The 16,916-nt window shown below is 61.6% G+C and carries 18 protein-coding genes; 8 read left to right on the top strand and 10 right to left on the bottom strand.

What is annotated here, in order from left to right:
- The first annotated feature begins 97 nt into the window (after positions 1–97).
- The 4 genes from AC6GQJ_RS09500 (at position 98) to AC6GQJ_RS09485 (ending at position 3,995) form a co-directional block, all read left to right on the top strand.
- Entirely contained in the window at positions 98–715 is a 618-nt protein-coding gene (locus AC6GQJ_RS09500; RefSeq protein WP_500773875.1) for a TetR/AcrR family transcriptional regulator, read from the top strand.
- Between the two features lie 99 nt (positions 716–814).
- Positions 815–2,473, top strand: a complete 1,659-nt coding sequence (locus AC6GQJ_RS09495; protein ID WP_500767634.1) for a Y-family DNA polymerase — start codon at positions 815–817, stop codon at positions 2,471–2,473.
- A 142-nt stretch (positions 2,474–2,615) separates the two neighbouring features.
- Positions 2,616–3,470: a DUF4394 domain-containing protein gene (locus tag AC6GQJ_RS09490; protein ID WP_500767633.1), complete on the top strand. Its 855-nt coding sequence runs from the start codon at positions 2,616–2,618 to the stop codon at positions 3,468–3,470.
- 177 nt (positions 3,471–3,647) lie between these two features.
- Entirely contained in the window at positions 3,648–3,995 is a 348-nt protein-coding gene (locus AC6GQJ_RS09485) for a DUF2794 domain-containing protein (protein ID WP_500773873.1), read from the top strand.
- A 99-nt stretch (positions 3,996–4,094) separates the two neighbouring features.
- Here AC6GQJ_RS09485 and AC6GQJ_RS09480 read toward each other — a convergent pair whose 3' ends face one another.
- The 3 genes from AC6GQJ_RS09480 to AC6GQJ_RS09470 all read right to left on the bottom strand — a co-directional run bounded on the left by AC6GQJ_RS09480 (position 4,095) and on the right by AC6GQJ_RS09470 (position 6,710).
- Positions 4,095–4,877, bottom strand: a complete 783-nt coding sequence (locus AC6GQJ_RS09480; protein WP_500767632.1) for a C40 family peptidase — start codon at positions 4,875–4,877, stop codon at positions 4,095–4,097.
- Positions 4,874–6,256 (bottom strand): leucyl aminopeptidase family protein, encoded by a 1,383-nt coding sequence (locus AC6GQJ_RS09475; protein WP_500767631.1) that lies wholly within the window; start codon positions 6,254–6,256, stop codon positions 4,874–4,876. Before AC6GQJ_RS09475 ends, AC6GQJ_RS09480 begins: the two co-directional genes overlap by 4 nt.
- A gap of 73 nt (positions 6,257–6,329) precedes the next feature.
- Positions 6,330–6,710, bottom strand: coding sequence for a hypothetical protein (locus tag AC6GQJ_RS09470; RefSeq protein ID WP_500767630.1), 381 nt, complete (start codon positions 6,708–6,710; stop codon positions 6,330–6,332).
- Between the two features lie 169 nt (positions 6,711–6,879).
- Here AC6GQJ_RS09470 and AC6GQJ_RS09465 point away from each other — a divergent pair, with 169 nt between their 5' ends.
- Positions 6,880–7,530, top strand: a complete 651-nt coding sequence (locus tag AC6GQJ_RS09465) for a carbonic anhydrase (protein ID WP_500767629.1) — start codon at positions 6,880–6,882, stop codon at positions 7,528–7,530.
- Between the two features lie 262 nt (positions 7,531–7,792).
- On the opposite strand, the gene AC6GQJ_RS09460 is transcribed toward AC6GQJ_RS09465, so the two are convergent.
- The 4 genes from AC6GQJ_RS09460 to AC6GQJ_RS09445 form a co-directional block, all read right to left on the bottom strand.
- Positions 7,793–7,999, bottom strand: coding sequence for a hypothetical protein (locus tag AC6GQJ_RS09460; protein ID WP_500767628.1), 207 nt, complete (start codon positions 7,997–7,999; stop codon positions 7,793–7,795).
- Between the two features lie 281 nt (positions 8,000–8,280).
- Positions 8,281–9,900 carry a mucoidy inhibitor MuiA family protein gene (locus AC6GQJ_RS09455; protein WP_500767627.1) on the bottom strand — a complete coding sequence of 540 codons (1,620 nt, stop codon included), beginning with the start codon at positions 9,898–9,900 and terminating at the stop codon, positions 8,281–8,283.
- A 122-nt stretch (positions 9,901–10,022) separates the two neighbouring features.
- Positions 10,023–11,045, bottom strand: a complete 1,023-nt coding sequence (locus AC6GQJ_RS09450) for an aspartate-semialdehyde dehydrogenase (RefSeq protein WP_500767626.1) — start codon at positions 11,043–11,045, stop codon at positions 10,023–10,025.
- A gap of 64 nt (positions 11,046–11,109) precedes the next feature.
- Positions 11,110–12,282 carry an MFS transporter gene (locus AC6GQJ_RS09445; protein WP_500767625.1) on the bottom strand — a complete coding sequence of 391 codons (1,173 nt, stop codon included), beginning with the start codon at positions 12,280–12,282 and terminating at the stop codon, positions 11,110–11,112.
- 123 nt (positions 12,283–12,405) lie between these two features.
- Between AC6GQJ_RS09445 and AC6GQJ_RS09440 the strand changes: the two genes are divergently transcribed.
- On the top strand, positions 12,406–13,533 hold the full coding sequence (locus AC6GQJ_RS09440) for a DUF3095 domain-containing protein (protein WP_500767624.1): 1,128 nt from the start codon (positions 12,406–12,408) through the stop codon (positions 13,531–13,533).
- A 16-nt stretch (positions 13,534–13,549) separates the two neighbouring features.
- Here the strand turns inward: AC6GQJ_RS09440 and AC6GQJ_RS09435 are convergent, their stop codons facing one another.
- From AC6GQJ_RS09435 to AC6GQJ_RS09425, 3 genes are all read right to left on the bottom strand, one after another.
- Complete coding sequence (locus tag AC6GQJ_RS09435) at positions 13,550–14,326, bottom strand: HpcH/HpaI aldolase family protein (protein WP_500767623.1); 777 nt, start codon at positions 14,324–14,326, stop codon at positions 13,550–13,552.
- 168 nt (positions 14,327–14,494) lie between these two features.
- Positions 14,495–15,169 (bottom strand): winged helix-turn-helix domain-containing protein, encoded by a 675-nt coding sequence (locus AC6GQJ_RS09430; RefSeq protein WP_500773871.1) that lies wholly within the window; start codon positions 15,167–15,169, stop codon positions 14,495–14,497.
- A gap of 1 nt (position 15,170) precedes the next feature.
- On the bottom strand, positions 15,171–15,452 hold the full coding sequence (locus AC6GQJ_RS09425; RefSeq protein WP_500767622.1) for a hypothetical protein: 282 nt from the start codon (positions 15,450–15,452) through the stop codon (positions 15,171–15,173).
- Positions 15,453–15,631: 179 nt separating this feature from the next.
- On the opposite strand from AC6GQJ_RS09425, the gene AC6GQJ_RS09420 reads away from it, so the two are divergent.
- Both AC6GQJ_RS09420 and rnhB read left to right on the top strand, forming a co-directional pair.
- Entirely contained in the window at positions 15,632–16,129 is a 498-nt protein-coding gene (locus AC6GQJ_RS09420) for a hypothetical protein (protein ID WP_500767621.1), read from the top strand.
- Between the two features lie 163 nt (positions 16,130–16,292).
- Positions 16,293–16,868 carry a ribonuclease HII gene (gene rnhB / locus AC6GQJ_RS09415; RefSeq protein ID WP_500773869.1) on the top strand — a complete coding sequence of 192 codons (576 nt, stop codon included), beginning with the start codon at positions 16,293–16,295 and terminating at the stop codon, positions 16,866–16,868.
- Positions 16,869–16,916: the final 48 nt, after the last annotated feature.

The following is a 16,916-nucleotide window of genomic DNA, read 5'->3' as shown; positions in this document are numbered from 1 at the left end:
GGCGCGCTTTTGTGCAGATGCAAGGGCTGGGTTTGATTTTACTGTCGAAAGTGAACGGATCGGTTTATGTTGGTGCTTCGTGAAGACAGGGGAAATGATGAACGATAGTGCTGCCGTTATACGCAAGGGCCGGAAATTTGATCAGGTCGTGGAAGGCGCGCGTGCGGTTTTCATGGTGGACGGGTTTGAAGGTGCAAGCGTGGACGACATCGCCAAACAGGCGGGCGTCAGCAAGGCAACGTTGTACAGCTATTTCCCCGACAAGCGGCTGCTGTTCATGGAAGTCGCCAATCAGGAATGTGCGCGCCAAAGTCAAGCGGCGGTCGATACAATTGACCTTGATGCGTCGGCCAGGGACGTGTTGCGTCAAACAGGCAGGCATTTCCTGCGGTTCCTGACGTCGAAATTCGGGCAGCAGGTTTTTCGCATCTGTGTGGCCGAGGCGGATCGTTTCCCCGAAATCGGGCGCGCGTTCTACCAATCCGGTCCTGCGCGGATGCGGTCGGTGATCGGGTCGTATTTTCTGGGCTCCATCGCGCGGGGTGAATTGAAGATCGATGACGTGAACCTAGCCGCCGACCAGTTCTGCGAGTTGTGCAAGGCCGACATCTGGCCGCGTCTGATTTTTGGTGTTCTGACATCAGTTTCCGACAGCGACATCGACCGCGTGGTGGATGGTGCAGTGGAAACATTCATGGCGCGCTACGGCGTCTAGCGCCTTATTTTGCATATTTAGAGAACAATGATGGGATGACTCGACTCTGCCATGGGTCGTGGCATATTTGAGACGGGAACAAAGTGTGAACATTTTGATATGTCCGACCGTCGCATCCTGTCTTTGTGGTTTCCCCGATTGGGGGCCGAACGTCTGATCCGCCGCCAGCCGGTTCTGGGGGATCAGCCCTTGGCCGTGGTTGAAGAGCAGCAGAATACGCAGGTCATTACCTCGGTGAATGCGGTGGCGCAGGGGTTGGGGGCGCAGGTCGGGCAGGCGGTTCGGGATGCCCATGCGATGTGTCCGGGGCTGTTGACCCATCGGCGCAGCGCGGCCGGAGAGGCGCGGTTTCTGGAGGCGTTGCAGCGGTGGGCGGGCAAGTTCAGCCCTTGGGTCGCGCCCGAGGACAATGATGCGTTGGTAGTGGATTTGACGGGCTGCGCGCATCTGTTCGGGGGCGAGGCGCAGTTGATGCAGGTGGTGGAGGATGACTGCGTTGATCTGGGCCTGACGGTTCTGATGGGGCTGGCGGATACGCGCGGGGCTGCGTGGGCGCTGGCCCGATATGCAGGGCGTGCGGCGGGATCGACACGCAGCGGGGATGCGATTGACCAAGAGGCCCGCGCCACGCGGTCGCGGGCGGGCAAGCGGCGGCATTGGACGAAGGGGGGCGTGGCCCCTGCGGTGCGCCCCCGCAGTGGCAGCACCGGACGTATCGCGCCGTCAGGGCAGAGCTATGGCGCGCTGAGCCCATTGCCGGTCGCGGCCTTACGTCTTGAGCCCGACGTGACCGCGCAACTGGGGCGGCTGGGGTTGCGCCGTGTGGGGGATTTGCTGGGCCAACCGCGGGCCGCGCTGGCGCGGCGTTTCGGACGCGGGTTGGTCATGCGGCTGGATCAGGCGATGGGCAGCGCGCCCGAGCCTGTGTCCCCCGCCAAGCCGCCGGATCATTTCGCGGTGCGCATGACCCTGCCGGACCCGATTGGTCTGGCCGAGGATGTGATGGCGGGGATCGACCGTTTGCTGCCCGGCCTGTGCAGCGCGCTGGAGGCCAAGGGCAAAGGCGCGCGTCGTGTCGCCTTGCAGGCCTATCGCAGCGATCACGGTGTCGAGGTGGTTGAGGTCGGTCTGGCGCGCCCCAGCTTTGATCCTGCCCGTATCCGCCCGCTGCTGGAGATGAAGGTTGACGGAATCGATGCGGGCTTTGGCATCGACATGTTGCGTCTGGTCGCTTGCGAGGTGGAGCCGCTGCATCAGGCAGTTGTGGTGGGGCATTTGCAGGCGGGCGATGCGGTACAGTCGCGGCTGAGCAAGACGCATGCGCTGGATGATCTGGTGGGGCGGCTGGGCGCGCGTGTGGGGCTGGACGCGATCCGCCGGATACATCCCGCAGACAGCCATATTCCGGAAAAGTCCCACAGCATTCTGGCCGCGGCGTGGTGCGCGCCCTATGACAAGCCGTGGCCTGCGCCAAGCAATCCGCGCCCCTTGCTGCTGTGGCAACCCGAGCCAGTGCACGCGCCTGCCACCCCGTACATGCCCGAAGCCTTTCGCTGGCGCGGGCGTAGCCTGACCCGTTTGCGTGCGGTCGGGCCGGAGCGGATGGCGCCGGAATGGTGGCTGGATGACCCCAACTGGCGCACCGGCACGCGCGATTACTGGGTGACGGACACCGCCTGTGGCCAGCGGTTGTGGCTGTTTTATGCCCATGGCGGTGCGATGTCGGCGGGGTGGTTCTGTCATGGCAGCTTTGCCTGATGGGGCGGGGGCCGGATGTGGCGCGGGGGAGGCGTACAAATAAAATGTAAAAAATCTGCGCGCGGCTGAAACTTTCCGCGAAGGCACTCGTGTATCCAGTCAAGCCGGTCCCGAACCGGCACCCAAAACACAGAGGATTATTATGCTTATTCGCACTCTTTCGCTTGCTTCTGCTGCCGCTGCACTGACCGTCGGAACCGCCTATGCGGACGGTCACGCCAACCTGAGCGGCTATGCTTTGGCCGGTAACGGGTCCACCCTTGTTACAATGGAGAGCCTTGCAGCACCGGGTGAAGTCGCGACTTACGAGCTGTCCGCGCCGCTGAATGCCATTGCATATCGTCCCGTGACCGGAGACCTTCTGGGCTTTTCCAGTGCCGGCATGATCTATTCGATCAATGCCATGACGGGTGAATTGACCGACCTTGAGGCCAAGTTCGACGACGGTGCGATGATTGGTGAAGGGGCTGTGGCCTTTGACTTCAACAACGCCATCGACGCGGTACGTGCGGTCGGGTCCGACGGTGCAAACCTTGTGTATTTCCCCGGCGATTTCGGTGACGAACGCGCCGGTACCGTCAAACGCTTTACCGATGCATTTTATGCCGAAGGCGACGTGAACGCAGGGGCCGAGCCGCTTATCTATGCCAACGCCTATACCAATGCGATTGCAGGGGCCAAGGCAGGCAGTACGTTCCAATATGCGCTTGACGCCCGCACCAACGCGCTGGTCAGCCTTGCCAACAACGCGGGTGAGTTGAAGACAATCGGCACCGTGATGATTGACGGCGAAGCGGCAGATCTTGTGTCCGCCGGTGGTCTGGACATCGTATCGCCAAGCGAAGGCACCGACATGGCCTATGCCGTGTTGCAACTGGATGGTGCGCAAACCTCGGGTCTTTACAGCATCGACCTTGAGACAGCGAACGCGACACTTGTGGCAGACCTTGGCATGACAGGCATCAGCGGTTTTGCCGTGTCGATGGGTGGCATGTAAGCCAGTTACTGACGGCTGAACATCGCGGCGCGTCCCATTGAGTTGGGGCGCGCCGTTTTCTTTTGCTTGTCTGCGGTGATTGCATTTTGGGCGGTCAGGCTTGGGTCGGACAGGTCGATCATGGCCCTGCCGCACGGCGCACTTGAAAAGTTTGCACGGGCGCGCAACTGTAAACTTATGACGCTACACACGCCGCCCCCGTCGAACCTGCGCGAGATGCCTGCATTGCAGGTTGCGTTTCACCGCACTGAACTGGCGGTGATCCTATCGCTTTATGGTCGCATGGTGGCCGCCGGAGAGTGGCGCGATTACGGCATTTCCTGTCTGCGCGAAGTGGCGGTATTCTCGGTCTTTCGGCGCACGGCAGAAAATCCGCTGTATCGGATCGAGAAACGGCCCAAGCTGCGCGACAAGCAGGGCATGTATGCGGTGATCGGGATGGATGGTCAGGTGCTGCGGCGCGGGCGCGATCTGAAAACGGTGCTGCGCGTGCTGGAGCGTAAACTGATCCGTGCGGTCGAGTGACCCGAATGTCCGCTGACGCGGGCGCGATTTTGTTTTGTGAATGAGGGGGCTGTCCGCCCCCTCAAACTCCCCCGACAGTATTTTTAGCCAAAAGAAGGGTCAGAGCCGTTTGTGGCTTGTGACCTCTCCGCCGCCGCTTTGCGCGATACGGGTGAGGGCGGGGAGGATGGGTTCTTCGACCACGGACATGTGGTGGGCATTGGCGTGGATCATGTGGGTCGGGCTGGTGACCAGTGCCACGTGGCCTTTCCAGAACAGCAAATCGCCAGCTTGGTAATCGCCTTGCGCGGGGACGGCGTGGCCGGTTTCAGCCTCTTGCATATCGCTGTCGCCGGGGCAGGGGTGGCCAGCCGTGTGCAATGCGATCTGGACCAGTCCCGAACAGTCGATGCCTGCGCGGGTGTTGCCGCCCCAAAGGTAGGGTGTGCCGAGGAACAGACGGGCGGTGTCGATTGCATCGCCGTGGGGCGCGGGCAGGGGGGTAAGTTGCGCAAGCGGGACGTGGCCCAGTTCGGTTTCGATGAAGCCGTCACTTTCGCGTCGCGCTGTCAGTGTCGCGCCAAAGCTAAGGGCGGCGGCCTCGGGCGCCTTGATCGATGCCCGCCGGTACGCATGTGCGCCCGGTGTGGTGACGCGGTGGGTCGAAGTTTGCGCAGCGCCGATGCTGCGGGAAGGGACAAAGCCGATATAGCCGTCCGCACTGGCGCGGATATAGGCGTATGTGTCGTCTTCGCCCAGTACGGTGACGTCGGCACCTGCAAGAAGCTGCCGGTCGCGGGCGCCGGACGGGGTGCGGCACAGATCCACGTGGGGCCAGATCACCCGCCCTGCGCGGTCAACGCCCAAATAGTCGGGATTGGGGGTGCGCCGCGGGTCGCTCATAGGTTCAGCATGCGCGGCAGGGCCGCCAGCAGCGCGCGGGTGCCTTGGGCTACGCCGCCTTTGGGGCGGGCGGGCGCATCGGTTGGCTGCCAGCCGTAAATGTCGAAATGCATATATCTGGGCGTTTGCGTCACAAAGCGGCGCAGGAACAGCGCGGCGGTGATGGTCCCTGCGAAGCCACCTTTGGGCGCGTTGTCGAGGTCGGCAATTCCGGGTTCGATCATCGATTCATAGGGTGTGTGGAACGGCAGGCGCCAGACCGGATCGGCGGTGTTTGTCGCGCTGTTTTCCAGGGCCGCGACACAGCCGTCGTCGTCGGTGAAATAGGGCGCGATGTCCGGCCCGACCGCCACCCGCGCAGCACCTGTCAGGGTCGCCATGGAGATGATCAGATCGGGGGACTCCTCGTCCGCAAGCGCCAGCGCGTCAGCCAGAACCAGACGCCCTTCGGCGTCGGTATTGTTGATCTCGACCGTGAGGCCCTTGCGCGAGGTCAGGATGTCCTGCGGGCGGAACGCATTGCCGCTGACGCTGTTTTCGACCGCAGGGATCAGGACGCGCAGGCGGATCGGCATACCTGTAGCCATGATCATCTGCGCCAGACCTAGCACGGCGGCGCTGCCGCCCATGTCCTTTTTCATCAGGCCCATCGATGCCCCGGGTTTCAGGTTCAACCCGCCTGTGTCAAAGCACACGCCCTTGCCCACCAGCGTCAGGCGCGGACCTTCGGTGCCCCACGACATGTCGATCAGCCGTGGCGCGCGATCCGCTGCGCGCCCCACAGCGTGGATCATTGGAAAGTTGGCGTCGAGCAGGTCGTCGCCGGTTGTGACAGAAATTTGCGCGCCGAACTGCTCTGCCACGGCGCGCGCTGCCGCTTCGAGGTCGGGTGGTCCCATGTCGGAGGCGGGTGTGTTGATCAGGGTGCGGCTGAGTGCTTCGCCATTGGCGATGGCCGTGACGCGGTCTGCGTCGATCCCGTCTGGCGCGACAAGATGCGCGGACATCTTCGGCTGGTCCTTGTAGCGGTCGAACCGGTAGGCGGCCAACAGCCAGCCGAGCGCTTCGACTTCTTGAGTTTGCGGATCAAGCGTGGTGTGCAGTTTGTATGTGCCCGCAGGCAGTCGCGCCGCACCTGCAGCAAGGTGAAAGCGGCCGCGCGCGCGCGATGCGGGCGTGCCATAGCCGACGATGGCCTGTGCGACGCCCTTTGGCCCCGCAAAGGTTAGCGCCTGACCAAGTGCACCGGTGAAACCGTGTGCCTTTGCCCACGCCTGTGTCTGGTCGTCCTGTTCATCCAGCCACGGCTGTGCCGCGTTCTCGTCCAGCAGGAACAGAGGGATGGCATCGGGATCGTGTGCTGCGAAGGCAAGCGTCATAGTTGGCACCTATTGATAAGACGCCTGTGACCCTAACTGCTTTGCCCGCCGCTGCAAGGGCGGTTGGCCCCAGTCAGATGGTGATGTCCTGCAAATCCCAGATCGCGGTCAATGACCCCTCGCCAGTGCGCAACAAACGGCCCACCGTGGCGGACAGGGCGGTCACGTCGCCGATTGCCGCACAGTGCGAAACGTCGCGAGCCACCTGTGCCATCACATTCATGCCAATCTGTTCGGCAATGGCGATCAGCGATCTGCTTGCCTTGTGCAGACCATCATAGTCCTTGGCGCGGAACAGGCGTTCGCAATGCGCCATGCGCAGGGCCAACTCCTCCATCGCGCGGCACACCACGTCTTCTGCGTTGATCGGATCCATCTCGGCATAAAGCGCGTCGAGGCGGTCAACATTGACCTTCACCTGTTCGGCAAGCCGGATGTGCGTAATATTGCCCATTTTATCACCTTTTATTCACCATTGCGGTGCGCCCCCACGGCTGAGCGCACTTGTGCTATATGAACCTTCTCAAATCGTTATTGCGGGGCCGTCTTTTCCCTCGAATTTGCCGACAATTCGGGGTAACGACAGCCTCAGCCGAAATTTCTGGAAGGATGAGACCTGCGCCATGCACAGTATAAAACCGCTGCCGTCGTTTCTTTTGCAACGCTATCACGGTTGGAAGGCCACGACCTATGCCGAGAACAGCGCGTGGTACCGGCGACTGGCCACCGAAGGGCAGCGCCCGCGTGCAATGGTAATTTCGTGCTGTGACAGCCGCGTGCATGTGACGTCGATCTTCGGCGCGGATCAGGGCGAATTTTTCATACACCGCAACATCGCCAACCTTGTGCCGCCGTTCGAGCCCGATGGCGATCACCACGGCACATCCGCCGCTGTGGAATATGCGGTCACTGTTCTGAAAGTTGCCCATGTTGTCGTTCTGGGCCATTCGCGCTGTGGCGGGGTGCAGGGCTGTATCGACATGTGCGAAGGCCGTGCGCCCGAGCTTGAGGAAAAGACCAGTTTTGTCGGTCGCTGGATGGACATCCTGCGCCCCAAATTCGAACAGGTTGCCGATCTGAGCACGGGCGAGGACAAGGCCAAGCGGCTTGAGCAACTGGCCGTTGTGACCTCGCTTGAGAACCTGCTGACCTTCCCCTTTGTCAAAGAGCGGGTCGAGGAAGGATCGCTGAGCCTGCACGGTTTGTGGACCGACATTGCCGAAGGCAGCATGAGCCAGTTCATTGGCGAGTCGGAAGATTTCCAACTGGTCTGACCTGGTGCGATACGGCCCCTTGAAGTGAACCGCGCCGGATCGCGGGGAGGGGCGCGAGATATAAAGAAGGGCGGCGGGCCATATCCGGCCTGCCACCCTTCGAAACGGATACCCATCCATTGATCAGAACGCATCGCTGCGTTCATCCGGCACACAGCACGCTGTCAGATGCCGCGCCCCAAACAGCCACCAGACGTGACGCCCGTAAAAGCGGCCTGCATTTGAATGGCTAGGGCGTTAAGCCTGCGCATCCGTGCACGTTTCAGACATGTTCGGGACGGCGTCCTGCCATCGGTTGACGCAGGTTCTTGCGTCGATGTGCTGTGCGCTTTTGCAGCACAGGCTTTGCCAATTCGTCGGAAAACAGATCCGACAGTTCGCGGCGCGACAGGGGCGGCATCTGCCCTTCGCCATGACCCACAGCACCACTCGCGGGTCCAACGACCCGTTCGGCAATCCACTTCAACATCCCACTCACCTCATCTAGGTTTCCCAGCCCCCCGGCTGGTCGTGACAACCGATCCCCCGACCGGCTGCTAAGTTGGTTATGGGGTGTAACAATTACTAATTTATTGCCGTCTTCGATGGCTTTGTTCATACCTTTGTTGAGGTCTCATACATCCAGCATTTTCAGAGGCTTATAAGCCAAAAAGACATCAGTAAAAATCGAACGACCCACGCTGGCCCCGCTTGCGAGACCCGCGTGGGCGGATTTGTTAACTGAACAGTAAGGACGATTGCTGCTTTATGTTAGCGCAGGACCATGCCTTCGGGCCATTGCAGCGCGGTTTCCAGTGCGATGGTCGTCGATTCGCCCGATTCTACCGTGAACTGCCATTCCAGAATGCCGCGTTGATCATCAACGGCAGTGACGTCCGGCATCGGGGTCGCATCCCATTCGATTTCCAGATCTTCCTGTTCGGAATAGGGCACCGCATCTCGCAGGCTGACATCCCATGCCCGCGCGGTGAGGTTCTCCACCTCTATCCGCACGGCCTCACGCTGCTGGTTCGAGCGTGTGATGATCCCACGATCTCCTTCGTTGCGGTCCAGCACCACACGTTTCAGGCGCAGTCCTTCGATGGGGCCAAAGAAAATATCGGCATCGGCGTTCGGCGGCAGCGTGTCGATATGGGTTTCCCCGATCAACTGGCCGTCAACATAAAGTACCGCCTGACCGGGCAGCAGGATTTCCTCGCCCGTATTCTCGAACGCGACCATCCGGTAGGCGGTATCGTCGCGCATCGGTACTGCGCGCGCGGTCAGGGTGGCGTCGAAGGTCATTTCGTCCAGTGCGATACGCACGACGTCTTCGTTCGTGCGGACCGTGACCTTGCGCGGCAAGGTGTAGGACACGCCGATGCCCGACAGGTCCGCCGCGGCGACAACGCTTTCCTCGGCCATCACCGGCTCGGGCATCGGGGCCGCACCCGCAAAATCGGATTGCGCCCGCATGGTAGAGAGCGATTCCTTGGCCGCACGCGGTTCTTCGATCCGGCGCAGCATGGGCCACAGCGGGCCAGGTTCGGACCCTGCAAAGGGCGACAGGGTGGACAGGGTCAGGTCCACATCAACCCAATCCTCGTTCGAATACTGCGCGACCATGGCCCCACGTGCCACGCGCAGGGTCGCGTCATCCTCAAGAAACAGATTGTAGACGGGCGCCCACTGCACCTGTTGCGTGGGATAGCGCAGGGTCAGCGTTGCAGGGCCCGCTTGGGTTGCTGTCACGTCGAGGTTCAGCGCGGCGGGGGATTCATTCGGGGGCGTCACGGCCTCAAGCGCGGCAGTCGCGACCTGCACATCATAGGCAAGGTCGTCGCGACCCTGCCGAAGGCGGCGGGCCTCGGCCTCAGCTGCGCGCATGGCGGCGCGGGCGGCGGTGCCGTCGCTGGCGATCAGCTGGCCGATGGCGCGCAAAGAATCCACGTCGCCGTCAAACCCTTCGGGCAGGGCCAGTCCGGTCAGAAATCCGATCTGGTCCTCTGCCGCCTTGGCCGAGGCCATGGCGAGCGCAATCGCGTCATCCCGCTGGGCCAATGCTTCGGTCGCGGCGTCCAGCGCGGCCTTGGCCTCAAGCCACTCGGCGGTGCGGGGCGCACGGTAGGGGCCTGCGCCGTCGCGGTCCCAGCTACGCGCGGCGATGCTGGCGCCCTCAAGGGTGATGTCGATCATCGCCGCGTTCACATCGGGGTCCATGTCGGCAATGCGCAGGACGTGATCGCCTGCGGGCATGTCAAATTGCACTGTGCGCGTGATCATCGCGCCGCTGGCATAGGCCGTGACCGCCACAGGGGGCGCATTCAGCGGCAATATGTCTGCAACACAAGGAAGGGGCGATAACAGGGCAACAAGGGCGAGGGTACGCATCGGGAAACCTTTCTGGTTGGGACGGGTGCAGTGTGCACCCGCGCGCGCAAAAGAAAAGGGGCCAAATGGCCCCTTAATTCCCGCTTGCCCTGTCCGGCGAAATCTTGCTTCGCCCGTTCGGATTAGCCTTTTTTCAGAACGCGGTTGCCCAGCAGTTCGGCAATCTGCACGGCGTTCAGGGCGGCACCCTTGCGCAGGTTGTCCGACACACACCAGAAGTTCAGACCGTTTTCAATGGTCGAATCCTGACGGATGCGGCTGATGAACGTCGCATAGTCGCCAACGCATTCGACGGGCGACACATATGCACCGTCTTCACGCTTGTCGATCACCATGATGCCTGGCGCTTCGCGCAGGATATCGCGAGCTTCGTCTTCATCGAGGAAATCCTCGAACTCGACGTTGATCGCTTCGGAGTGGCCGACAAAGACCGGCACGCGCACACAGGTGGCCGTCACCTTGATCTTGGGATCGACGATCTTCTTGGTCTCGACGACCATCTTCCACTCTTCCTTGGTCGAACCGTCTTCCATGAAGACGTCGATCTGCGGAATCACGTTGAACGCGATTTGCTTCTGGAACTTGCTGGGCGGCACTTCTGAGGTCGGGTTGTAGACCGCTTTGGTCTGGTCCCACAGCTCGTCCATGCCTTCCTTGCCCGCACCGGAAACGGATTGGTAGGTCGACACCACGACGCGCTTGATCGTGGCGCGGTCATGCAGCGGCTTCAGCGCGACAACCATCTGCGCGGTCGAGCAGTTGGGGTTCGCGATGATGTTCTTCTTGGAATAATCCATGATCGCATCGGCGTTCACTTCGGGCACGATCAGCGGCACGTCGGGGTCATAGCGATAGAGCGACGAGTTATCGATGACCACGCAGCCGGACTTGGCCGCGATGGGCGCGTATTTCTTGGTCGCGTCCGATCCGATGGCAAACAGCGCGATATCCCAGCCCGTAAAATCAAAGGTATCAAGGTCTTTCGTCGTCAGCGTCTTGTCACCGAACGACACTTCCGTTCCCAAGCTGCGGCGGCTTGCCAGTACGGCAATCTCGTCAACGGGAAACTGGCGTTCAGCCAGAATGTTCAGCATTTCGCGGCCCACGTTACCGGTGGCGCCCGCGACGACGACACGATACCCCATGATGGTCTCCTTTTCGGGTAGGTGGGTGGCCTTTATACCCAAAGCCTATCGGGGGAAAGGGGGCTCAGTCCGCGCTGTCCCGACTGAAGGCATAGAGCAACAGACCAAGCGCAAGCGAGATGGCAAGAAACACGAAAATCGCCACATAGGGCGCTTCGGGCGCGCCGCCTGCATATCCCGCGTGGATACGGCCCGAGGCGAACTGCATGATCCCCACACCGCCAATGCCGAACAGGTTCATCAGGGTTACTCCGCGCCCCGTGAGATGCGGTGGAAAGAACCCGCGCGCATGGGCGATAATGACCGGAAAGCTGGTCCCAAAAAAGCCGATGGCGGCCATGATGGCGATGGACGTCCACGGGTTCGTGCCGCTGAACAGCGCCAGCAGCACCAGCAAAGCCAGCGCGACCATGTTGCCGGCAAACACCACCCATTTGCGGGTGCCGAAAATCCGGTCCAGTGGGCCATAGGCAAAAGTGCCGAAAATCATCGCGATGCTCATCACAAGGGTGGCGACACCGATCTGGGACACAGTGAGGGCGAACACATCCGCCAGATAGGGGCCGATCCACAGCCCGCGAATGGCGGCAATCGGGGCATAGTTCACAAACATCAGCGGCAAGAGCAGCCACAGCACCGGCATCCGCAGCAGATCAAGCAGCGATCCGCGCTCTTCTCCGGCGGGTTTGTCGGGATCGCGCACGGTGGTTAGCACGCCGATGGCGACAAGGGCGCAGGCCGCGGCCAGCACCCACATGGCCGCACGCCAGCCCATCGTCTGCGCGGCAAAGGCCATAGGATAGGACGACATCAGGTTGCCAACCGTGCCGACGCCGATCATCACTGCCGCAAGGGTGGCAAAGCGCGCAGGCGCAAAGCTGCGTGCGAAAATGTAGAAGCTGGCCATCAGGACAGGCGAACAGCCGACCCCGATCAGCAACATGCCAGCATGAATCCACAGCGGCCCCTGCGCCAGCGCGAACAGGGCCGCGCCGCCGCCCCCGCCGATCAGCAGCAGCCATCCGGCAGTGCGGCGCGGACCGATCGTATCAAGCGCCCAGCCCACGGGAATCTGCATCGCCGCAAAGGACAGGAACCAATAGCCCGAGGCGGTAGCAAGGATATCGGGCGTCAGGCCCAGCTCAGCCTCAAGAGGGGCGGTCAGAACCGCCAGAAAGGCACGGAAAAACTGGCTCAGCACATAGGCGAGCGCCAGCAGGATTAATCCCAGTTGCATGACGCCCCTCCCATGGTGTCCGGCATATTTGCCGTGTTCGTGTCATGGCGGCGCCGTTTGCACAAGCGTCATTGCCGCTTTCTCCGGCTGTGCTAGATTGTGGAGCGACATAAGAGGTGTGCGATGTTTTATGACCATGTGCCGAAACGGGCCGCCTTTTCAGACATGGCGCAGCCGCGCTTTTACACCGCGCTGCCGGATGACTGGGTCGTGGGCACCTCTGACATCATCGGATCGACCGAGGCGATTGCACAAGGCAAGTACAAGGTCGTGAACATGATCGGGGCCGCGGTGATCTCGGCCCAGATCAACGCGGCCAAAGTGCGCGCCTTTCCCTTTGTTTTTGGCGGCGACGGGGCGGCCTTTGCCCATCCCGCAGAGTTCGCAGAAGAGGCCCGCGCGTCACTGGCGGCAGTGCAGGTTTGGGCGCGTGAGGAATTCGGCATGGGCCTGCGCGTCGGCCTGTTCAGCATGGCCGATATTCGTGCAGCGGGACGTGATGTGTCGGTTGCGCGATATCAGGTGTCACAAGGTGTGGACTATGCCATGTTCGCGGGCGGCGGCGTTCTATGGGCCGAGGCGCAGATGAAGGCGGGCGCCGATACCGTGCCCCCTGCACCTGCCGGTACGCAACCGGACCTTACCGGCCTTAGCTGTCGGTGGAGCCATATGGAATCGCAAAACGGCACCATTCTGTCCCTGCTGGTCCAACCCCGCGACGGGGTGTCGGATGCGGATTTTGCCGAAGTGGCCCAAGCGGTGCTGGATACGGTACAAGATCTGGAACGCGGCGGGCATCCCGCGCCCAAAGAAGGGCCGGGCACGGGCTGGCCCCCACCCGGGGCGACGCTGGAAGCCCACGCCACGCGTGGCGGCCTGAGCGTGAAAAAGCGCAAGCGGCAGATCCTGATCGAAACGGCGATTGCGTGGCTGTTGCTGAAGACCAAGCTTAAGATCGGCGGCTTTGATCCCGCGCACTATCAGCGGACCGTCGCGGGCAACGCGGATTTCCGCAAATTCGATGACGGGCTGAAGATGACGATTGATTGCGACGCAGACACGCTGGCCCGACTGGAACGGGTGCTGGAAGCGGCGCGCAAGGCGGGCACAATCAGCTACGGGATGCACACCCAAAGCGAGGCGATGATGACTTGTATCGTGCCGTCCATCATGGACGACACGCATGTGCATTTTATCGACGGCGCGGCGGGCGGTTACACTCGAGCCGCCGTAGGCATCAAAGGGGCATAGCGTCCGTCAGCGCGCTTTACTTCACCTTTTCTTTCCACGTTGCGGCCAGCGTGCGCAGGGATTTGGCAAGCATCAGCAAATCGATCCCCGTCGCCACAAAGCGTGCACCCCAATCCAGACAGTCCTGCGTGAACTCGGGCGTTGTGGCCAGCACGCCGGGGGCTTTGCCCGATGCCTCGATCCGCGCAAAGGCGTCTTTCATGGTGGCCTGCACCTCGGGGTGGGTCAGCTCACCCATGTAACCCATGTCCGCCGAAAGGTCTGCAGGGCCGATGAACACGCCGTCGATGCCTTCGACCGCGAGGATCGCGTCAAGATTTTCGATACCTTTGCGGTTCTCGACCTGAATAAGAAGGCAGATCTGGTCGTCAGCGGTGTGGCCGTAATCCGTGATCTCGCCAAAGCGGCTGCACCGCGCGCCGGAATAGCCGACACCGCGCCCGCCTGTCGGGGGGTAGCGGACATCATGCACCAGTTGCGCCGCCTGTTCGGCGGTTTCGACCATGGGGACAAGAACGGTTTGCGCGCCCGCGTCTAGCACCTGTTTGATGATCCAAGTCTCGCCCGTGGGAACGCGCACGGCGGCATGGCTGTCAGAGGCCTGTAGCGCCATCAGTTGCAAACGGATGCGGGTGATGTCGTAGGGGGTGTGTTCGCTGTCGATCAAAAGCCAGTCGAACCCTGCCGTGCCTGCGATTTCGGTGGAGAGCGGATCACCTAGGCTGAGCCAGCACCCGATGGTGGTTTCCTTGTTCTTCAGGGCGGCTTTGAACGGGTTGTGGGGGGCGGGCATATAGGTCTCCTCTTGGTTCGGGGACACAGTAGCCACGCAATCGCCCCGATGGCTACTGGCGAAATGCGGCGCATGCGCGCCACGCGATGTTTTGCATCCGCCTCCGGCGGCCGCGATTTTCCGCTCCGCTCGGGCAGTATTTAGGGCCAAAAGAAGGGTGGGGTGGTGTCAGATGACTTTGATAACGTCTTTTTCCACCGCAAGCATGTAGCCGCGCCGCGCGATGTTCTTGACCAGCAATTCGCTGACGATCTGGTTGCCCAATGTGTCGCGGAGCCGTTTGATCCGTGTGGCGCCTGCGGCCTCGTCACAATCTGCGGCGGTGCGTCCCGATATGACACCTTCGATCTCGGAGCCTGAAAGCACGTCATCGTCCATGCGCGCTTCGGCCAAGACCGACATGGTTTCCATAGCGGCGGCGGTCAGTTTGAAGCCGAGGTTGTTGAGGTAGACGGTGTTTTCCTCGCGGCTGATCAGCAGGGAGTTCACCTGAATGCCCGCGCGTTCGATCTGGGCCATGCGGCGGTTGAAGCCGACCAGTGAGACGAGGAAGGCAAGCGCGGCGATCATCATGGCGCTGGCAAAGACCAGAAGCACAAAGATCACCATGCGGTAGCTGGCCAATGTGTCCGAGAATGCAGTGCCGGATTGGGCGAGAATTTCGAGCAGTTTGATTTCGGCGGGGCTGGTCAGGTCGGAGTTTTCGACAAAGATGCGTTCGACGCGGGCATCGAATGCGCCCGCGTCCGGCAGGGCCAGAAACAGCAGCAGGGCCGCACCGATCAGCAGGGCCAGAATGCCTGCAATACCGAATGTCACCAGTTTGCCGCCCGCGCGGCGCATGTCAGAAGCGGAGGTAGTATTGCCCTGCACTAGCTTTCCTTTGATCGAGGCCTTCGGGGCCGAACACGTTAAGGACCTGAAGAAGGGTCCAGCCTTGGGCGGCAAGCCGCGCTGTCAATTGCTGGCGCGCGGCGGCCTGACTGCATTGTCCCGAGATCTGCGCCACACCGTAGTGCAGGCGCAGTGGGGCGTCCTGTTTTGCCTTGTAATCGGCATAGCAGTCGGCCTGTGCAGCCGCAGCCATCGCAAGGATCAGGGTAAGGGAGAGTGTAAGCGTTTTCATGGGCTGACCCTGCGCCGGATCGTGCCGATATTCAATAACAACAGGGGTTTCGGCGCGGTGTTATTGGATAGCAGGGGGGCGTTATTGCCTGTCCGGCGCGGGTGGGCCGAGGGTGGTGTCATCCACTTCACCCCGTCGATCGGAGGTTCCGATCCGCGCCAGTAAAAGGACTGTTCCTTATGACCCTTCGCATCCACCGCCCCTTTATTGCAACCATTGCCGCCCTTGCGGTGGCGATCACCGGTTTTTCCGCCGCCCCTGCCCGTGCAGGGGATGACGATGTGGCCAAGGCGCTTGCCGTGATCCTTGGGCTTGCCGTGGTTGGCACCGCCATCAACAAGCGCAAGGATGACCGCAAGGCCCGCCAGCACGTGCCGCAGCATCAGCCGCGTACCCATCCCCGTACGGTGCAGCCCAAGCATGGTCATGTGCAACCGCGCCCCCTGCCGCGCCATGTGAACCGCAAGCTGTTGCCGCAGCAATGTCTGTTCAACCTGCGCACCGTTCGGGGCCGCGACATTCAGGCCTTTGGGCAGCGTTGTTTGCAGCAGAACTACCAGTTCACCAATTCCCTGCCGCAGCAATGTAGCCGCGCGGTGCAGACCCGTCGCGGGACCGGCTATGCCTATGGGGCGCGGTGTCTGAACCAGCAGGGATATCAGTTGGCCCGTCGCTAAGAGCGGGACAAGCGGCAGCGCCCCGTTCTGCGGGTGGTGCCAGACTGGGAAGGGCGGTGTTCGGGCACCGTCCTTTTTTATTTCTATGCGCTGGGCCGGTTGATAGGGAGGTGTGTGCATATTTCTGGAACAATGATGGTGGGGCGGCGTGCCTGATTTTGACATGGAGGCCCGCATTGGCGGGCGCGTGGCGGGTGTGGACGAGGTGGGGCGTGGCCCATTGGCGGGGCCGGTAACGGCGGCGGCTGTGGTTCTGGACCCTGCATTCATTCCTGAAGGTCTAGACGATTCAAAAAAGCTGTCTGCCAAGCGGCGTGAACGCCTGTGGCTGGAGATACTGGAACATGCGGATGTATCTGTTGCCCATGCGACGGTGCGCGAGATTGAGGAGTTGAACATTCTGCGTGCCTCGCATCTGGCGATGGAGCGCGCGATTGCCGGATTGCGTCAGCGTCCTGACCATGCGCTGGTCGATGGCACGATGATTCCGCGCGGGCTGGACATTCCGGCGACGCCGGTTGTGCGCGGGGACGCGCGTTCTGTGTCCATCGCGGCGGCCTCAATTGTGGCCAAAATATGTCGGGATCGGATCATGGTGGATTTGGCGCAACAGCATCCGGGTTATGGGTGGGAAACGAACATGGGATATCCGTCAAAAAGCCACAGATTGGCGCTGCAAAATCTTGGGGTGACCCCACACCATAGACGAACCTTCAAGCCGGTCCACAATATGTTGTGACAAGCATTTTTCTTAAGTGATTGATTCAATAAAGAATTTGACCGCGAA

The sequence above is a fragment of the Tateyamaria sp. 7Alg 36 genome, from assembly GCF_059882455.1.
The sequence above is the reverse complement of the archived record's forward strand: the minus strand, read 5'-3'. Positions and strand labels throughout refer to the sequence as shown.